The organism is Corallococcus sp. AB045 (genome assembly GCF_003668895.1).
GTDB classification, from domain to species: domain Bacteria; phylum Myxococcota; class Myxococcia; order Myxococcales; family Myxococcaceae; genus Corallococcus; species Corallococcus coralloides.
The window spans coordinates 1-5,492 of sequence record NZ_RAWN01000341.1; the positions used below are offsets into that span (position 1 = coordinate 1).

Sequence of the window (5,492 nt, forward strand, 5' to 3'; positions counted from 1 at the left end):
GCCTCGAAGGCTTTCGCGACGCGCGCCCACTCCGGCTTCTCCACCTGCTTCGCCATGCCCGGAAGCGTCCGCCGCGCGCCGATACCCCGGCAATGCCTCACGGCACGTCGTTGGCCGGACGGTTACCTCCGCGCCATTAACCAGCGAGGACACGACATCCACCGCCATCACCACGCGCCCGGGCCAAGCAGTGGCGCAGGGCTGCACGCACAGGTAGAAGCACCGGGCCCGGCCGTGCGTCCAGCACACGCCCGCCTCCCTGGGCGCCGTGTCCGGGTCGTACTTGTAGCCGCCGGCCTCGACCCACGTCAGAGGCAGATCCATGTCGCCGCCACACTTAGGCACGTCCACGTAGTCGACGAGCGACGCATGGCACTGCGTGGATAGGTCCATCGTCCGTGACCACACGGCGGTGCCAAACTCTTAGCAGCCGGCTTTCGCTTGCAGCGCCGCCACGGGAGCACCACGGCGCGGTACGCCTCCGCGTTCACGCCGTTTACACAAACATCGCAGCGCTGAGCTTAGCCCTTCTTAGTGGGCCTACCCCCTGGAACCATCGAAACGGGACCTCGCCGCGTTCCTGAGTACATAATACCTATGTTCCCGGCCAACCTTTGGGAATCAATGCGCGGTCGCCGCGCCAAGGCGCCTCGACCAGCGTCTCTTTGAACTCCTCTGTGTCCAGGTACGCGTGGTCAAGCACGATAATCTGAAGACCAGGAGCAAGCTCAGAGCATATCCGCAAAAGGAAATCGTAGAGTCGCTTGACAGCAAGCCGATCTTCGTCTGGCAATTCTTCTGCACGCCCCTCCATTTGCGCGTAGCGCTCCGGAGGGAAATATACCTGTGTGGGTTGATCGAGCACAAGAAAACCGGGTACGGGCCTCCCGTTCTTAATAAAGAAACTATGCAAAGCCAGCAACGCAATCAGATGACAGCCCAGGTAGTTTTCACCGCCACCCATACGCTGTCCCATAAGCACAGGACGACCATCTCGATCAGCCACAACCGTGAGACGACCCAACTCCAACCGATATGGCTGTCCGCTAAACTCCAACTCGAGTTCCTCCGCCCATCGCGTCATTCGGGAGGCCAGCCAACTGAGGGCTGACTGGAGTCGCTCTTGCTCCTCTTCAGAATTAATCTGTCCTTCCAATTCTTGTACGCGCCTACGCCAATGCTCGACATCAGCACGCAAGACCCCCTCCTCTCCGCGCACCTCTGCTGACTCCAAGTAAAGGCTAACTCGCCCCACCACGCGTGCCGCACGAGCCGTTTCATCAGCAATGCGCGCAGCTTCCTCCTCTTCGCGCACCAGAGCAGTCAGATCTTCCTCAAGTTTCCGCAGAGCCTCTCGGGCGCCATCCCTCTCCGCTCTCAACTTTTCCAGGTGCTCGTCCAAATGCGGTCTATCACGCAACACTTTCGCAAGATCGGCATCAAGGCGCATAAGCGCTGAATTCATCACTGACACAGACGGCGGAAGCACTTTGAGCGGCGACTCACACAGAGGGCAATTTTTGGCATCCTCGCCTTTAAACAGCCCCACCGAGGCAAGCCTATCCCTCTGACTCTTCGCCTCGTGCGAGTAGGCATCCCCCTCAACCAGAAATGCCTCCGTCGACTGCACTTGTGAGTTCGCACGGTCCAAACGCATGCGAGCCTGCCTGAGTTGCAACTGAAGCGCATCCAGCTTTCCGCCACCATCGCCATTTAGCAAATGTCGAGGCTGCCAATTCGCCACTTTGCGCAAAGTGGTAAGCACAGCGTCATCCGTCACTGCCAGCCCAGTTGGCGCGACTAAAGCTGCTTGCGCTGCCTCAGCCAGAAGGCTCCTGGCACGACCACTATCCTTGGAGGCAAGTCGCTGCTCTTCGCGCAATCGTTGCTCGGCGGCCTTAAGTTCCCGCCGCGCGGTGCGCAATTCGGCGAGTACATTGACACGCTCCCTGCCGTAGACACCAAGAAAATAAGGCAGAGTGTCACGGATCGCCAAGGGCATAAAATCCTCCCCTTGACGATGGAAGAGTATGTTTGGATTTGCAATAGTAGACTGATCCTGAAAAAGATAGAAACGAGCGTGCTTGAATGTGGCCTGCACCTGATCGCGCGTCTGCCCCTCTTCCACAACGCTAATATTGGGCGCAATACCAGTAGCCCTAGTAAGATATAGAACAAGAGCAGCATCATTACTGTTGGGTTTCAAATCTTGGAGCGCCGGCAAGCGAACACTCACTGCCATGTCCATGTAAACTTCGCTCTGCGTTGATGCTCCTCCTCCAGGCGCCGGCTTGGCGACAAGCAATTCCATCTCGCCAAGTCGATAAATGACGGCATACCATGCAACGGACTCAGTTATAGGGCCCTCTGGAACCTTGAATTCCGAACGACCCAAGCAATATTCGAGAATCGAAATTAGAGCTGACTTACCCCGTCCAGAGGCACCCGTTATGACATTTACATGGCCCGGACGAAAGTTAAGCGTTCGCACTCGGCCATCCCTAGCGTAAAGGGCAATGGTTTTTATCTGCAGCGTCACGGCCTTACTCCCCAAGCGATGAAAACGGAGCGCAGGTCACCCGCGCGCGCCAACCAGCGTCCAACAAAGAGGGCGGCCTCAAGGCCGGCCTCTGCATCTCCGCCCTTCAATACAGGAGGGCGCCTAAGCTTTTTCGCTCCCTGTGCGATTCCGCCATTGGCATCAACTGCGAGTATTTCTTGAGCCATGGCGAATATGAGCCCTTCCCTGAAGTATGGCGTCAGAGTACGGGCACGAGTGGCAAAGAGAATTTTCGCCTCGGGGTGTTCCTGCACCCAGACGTGCATCTTCGTCCGCACTGTTTTTGGCAGTGAACTACGCGTTGGAGCGTGGAGTGAGAGCGGAAGAGGGAAAGGAAGAAGCGGGAATGGGAAGGGCGCTTCCGCTTCTTTGACGTACCCATCGACTGCCGCGCGCAGCAGAAGGGCGCAGTAGGCTGGGTTCAGGAGCGCGGCAACCTCGGGAGGGCGCTGAGTCCACGGGCGCACGTGATTCATCCTCCTGCTGCAGTGGTTGCTAGAATGCCCTTAAGGCGTTCCAAGAAAGTGGGATGCCACCAAACACGCGGCGGATTGACATTCGCGAGCATATGATAACTTCCACGCATCACGTATGGTTCACTTACGCGCTCGCGAATATGAATGCGTGCCTCATGCTCCATCCACCTATAGATGGCTAGTCCGCATTTCCGAAGTCTCTCTACGGCTTTTGGTTCGCCATCGTGGTCGGCATCTATTGCCATCACCATTCGCGACCACTCGTCCACAAGTCGGTCCTCATAGGTTACAAGTTCATCGTCGAGGACAAGATCCTCTCGGACCCAACGAGAGCGCTGCTCAAATGCACGATAGTAATCGAGGATGGCCGTCTCAATACGCGGACGCGGGAACCCGAGTTCCTTCAACTGCAGGACAAACAAGCGCTCGTCTTGATCGACATCAGCCGCAACTGGTGGCCGGGTACCACGGAAATCTATCGGGAGAGAATCCGCGCGCAGTTGCTCGCTAAAATCCAAGATCCTGGAGTGAACCTCGGCATAACCAATGGGGACTACTGACTTTTTATTGAGATGCACAATGGCTTGGTTGAACCACCAGCCCTCTATTCTCTCATAGAGAGCACTCAAGTGCTGAGGGCGGACAGCGTAAATGATGCACTTACGTATACGTCCTGGAACATCGATAATCTTCGGCGACGCGTCGAGCACCACGATTGCATCGACCAGCAAGTGGCGCTGGCTCGAAGTAAGCGCCAAAAATGCCTTGATGGCTTTTTCCAAGCTCTGGTTCTTGGACTTGGCTGCGACTGCTTCAAGCTTCTCAAGGGCTTTGCTTTCGTCGCGCCCCTGAGGGCGAAGCAGAGCGCACGCTGAATCGTCAGAGGCCGTAGCCGTGGATACCAGCGTAAGTACCAAGCCAGGAAGAGCAATACTCCCGCTCGCAAGTTGTTCTGACCACACACGAAGGCTCTTCCAAAGGTCAGGGCTCGCATCCGTGAGGTTAGCGGATGTACCGAGGTGGTGCTTAAGTTGATGAAGTTCTGTTTTCCCTCCACTCACCTCAAACGTGACATCATCAAGGCTCTCTAGCGCTAGAGACCCTTCTACCGCACGCTCAAGCAACACCAGAAGCGCGTACCTCAACTGGTAGAGGTAGCCGAGGGAAGAGCCTGCGGCTGAGAAGTCCGTTGTCATCGCCGTCCATAATGGATAGGGCTCGCCGCGATCTCTGCGAGAGGTCCCGGGTCAGAGCTTCAGGATAGCTGAGATGCGGTAAGGCGGTCAGCAGGGGCCGCCAGTGAGGCGCTTTGACCCCACCCCGCTCTTCTTACCGTAACAGCCAGACGTGTAGTAACGGGACACAGTAGTCAGTTACGATTCTTTGGTGACGCTGCAACTGCTCAAGACCGTCATCATGCCTGTGGAGTTCCACTGCGGTCGCCCGCGTACCGTGCGCATCGCTCGCCCCGTCCAGAACTCCGTCAGTCGGCGCATTGAGTTCTTGAGGACCGACATCATACCGGTAGCGAGTCTCTCCGTGTGCCTGCGGACTGTGCGCCTCGAACGCCCGGCCAAGGCTTTCGCCAAGCTGCGCCCCGAGTTCTGGAGCACCCCTACCGAGCTCACCCTGCCGACCGACCAGTTCCGCTACGACAAGATCGTGCCGGACGCCGCAATCGCCATCTGCAGGTCGACGCAGCCGCACCCGCTGCCGAAGGACCGAGCGCCCTCAGGCCAGGGAAACGCCATTGTCGTCTTACTGGAGTCGCCTCACGAGAAGGAGTACGGGCCGAACTTTACACCCTTGGGCCCCCTGCAACGCAGGAGTTCCCGGACCAGGTTGCGTAAGCAACTGCCTCGGCTGCTGCAAGAGGCGGGTTTGAGCTGGGCAGCCGTTGGCGGTAGCGAGGTGATTCTGGCTAACCCGGTTCAGCTGCAGGCCTCGCTCCACCGGCTGATGCAGCTGGACTGGCAAACCGGGGTGCAGGACGGCGTGCGGAACCAAGTGTGGCGGGCGCTCTACTACCTGCCGGAGATTCATTACGATTTCATCCGCAGGATCGGGCTTTACCGCCCGGCCCTAGTACTCAATGCCTGCACGGACACCCTCCGGGATGAGGTCCAGACCACCCTAAAAGCGCTGCCCTACCCGGCTCGCCAAGTCAACCACCACCCCTCCTATTGGAGTGCGAGCACAATAGTCATCTAATCACCTAAGAACCTATTTCAGTAAGGAAGAAGGTCGGCCTCCTGCCGGGGTGAAGGGGCATGAGGACGCAGCCATGGGGTAGTGAAGAAGGACGACGGCTGGCGGACGCCAGACGAGCGTAACCGTCCGGCCAGTGACGTGCCGGGAGGCTTGATGACAAACGCGGACCGTGCTCGGCGAGCGCCGCGAGGAGCGAGCTGTTCAGGGACTGGGCTGGAGGGGTGACTCGGGCGGGTCAGCGGCGC

General features: G+C 58.3%; 5 protein-coding genes. 1 reads left to right on the forward strand and 4 read right to left on the reverse strand.

The features are described 5' to 3' along the window. The 4 genes from D7Y21_RS43245 to D7Y21_RS41635 form a co-directional block, all read right to left on the reverse strand. Nucleotides 1–408, reverse strand: a 408-nt coding sequence (locus D7Y21_RS43245; protein WP_233612484.1) for a hypothetical protein, incomplete at its 3' end; no start/stop codon positions are given. 187 nt (nt 409–595) lie between these two features. Then, complete coding sequence (locus D7Y21_RS39955) at nt 596–2,539, reverse strand: DUF3732 domain-containing protein (protein ID WP_147469518.1); 1,944 nt, start codon at nt 2,537–2,539, stop codon at nt 596–598. Continuing rightward, nucleotides 2,536–3,036 (reverse strand): three component ABC system middle component, encoded by a 501-nt coding sequence (locus D7Y21_RS43745; RefSeq protein ID WP_370039925.1) that lies wholly within the window; start codon nt 3,034–3,036, stop codon nt 2,536–2,538. Before D7Y21_RS43745 ends, D7Y21_RS39955 begins: the two co-directional genes overlap by 4 nt. Next, nucleotides 3,033–4,232 (reverse strand): ABC-three component system protein, encoded by a 1,200-nt coding sequence (locus D7Y21_RS41635; protein ID WP_147469519.1) that lies wholly within the window; start codon nt 4,230–4,232, stop codon nt 3,033–3,035. Before D7Y21_RS41635 ends, D7Y21_RS43745 begins: the two co-directional genes overlap by 4 nt. Before the next feature lie 190 nt (nt 4,233–4,422). Between D7Y21_RS41635 and D7Y21_RS39965 the strand changes: the two genes are divergently transcribed. Beyond that, a complete protein-coding gene (locus D7Y21_RS39965) occupies nt 4,423–5,247 on the forward strand; it encodes a hypothetical protein (protein ID WP_121718504.1) in 825 nt (274 codons plus the stop codon). Nucleotides 5,248–5,492: the final 245 nt, after the last annotated feature.

Excerpts from the sequence above, each read along its gene's own strand:
- D7Y21_RS43745 (WP_370039925.1), bottom strand. The coding sequence starts at position 3,036 with ATGAATCACGTGCGCCCGTGGACTCAGCGCCCTCCCGAGGTTGCCGCG.
- D7Y21_RS41635 (WP_147469519.1), bottom strand. The coding sequence starts at position 4,232 with ATGACAACGGACTTCTCAGCCGCAGGCTCTTCCCTCGGCTACCTCTAC.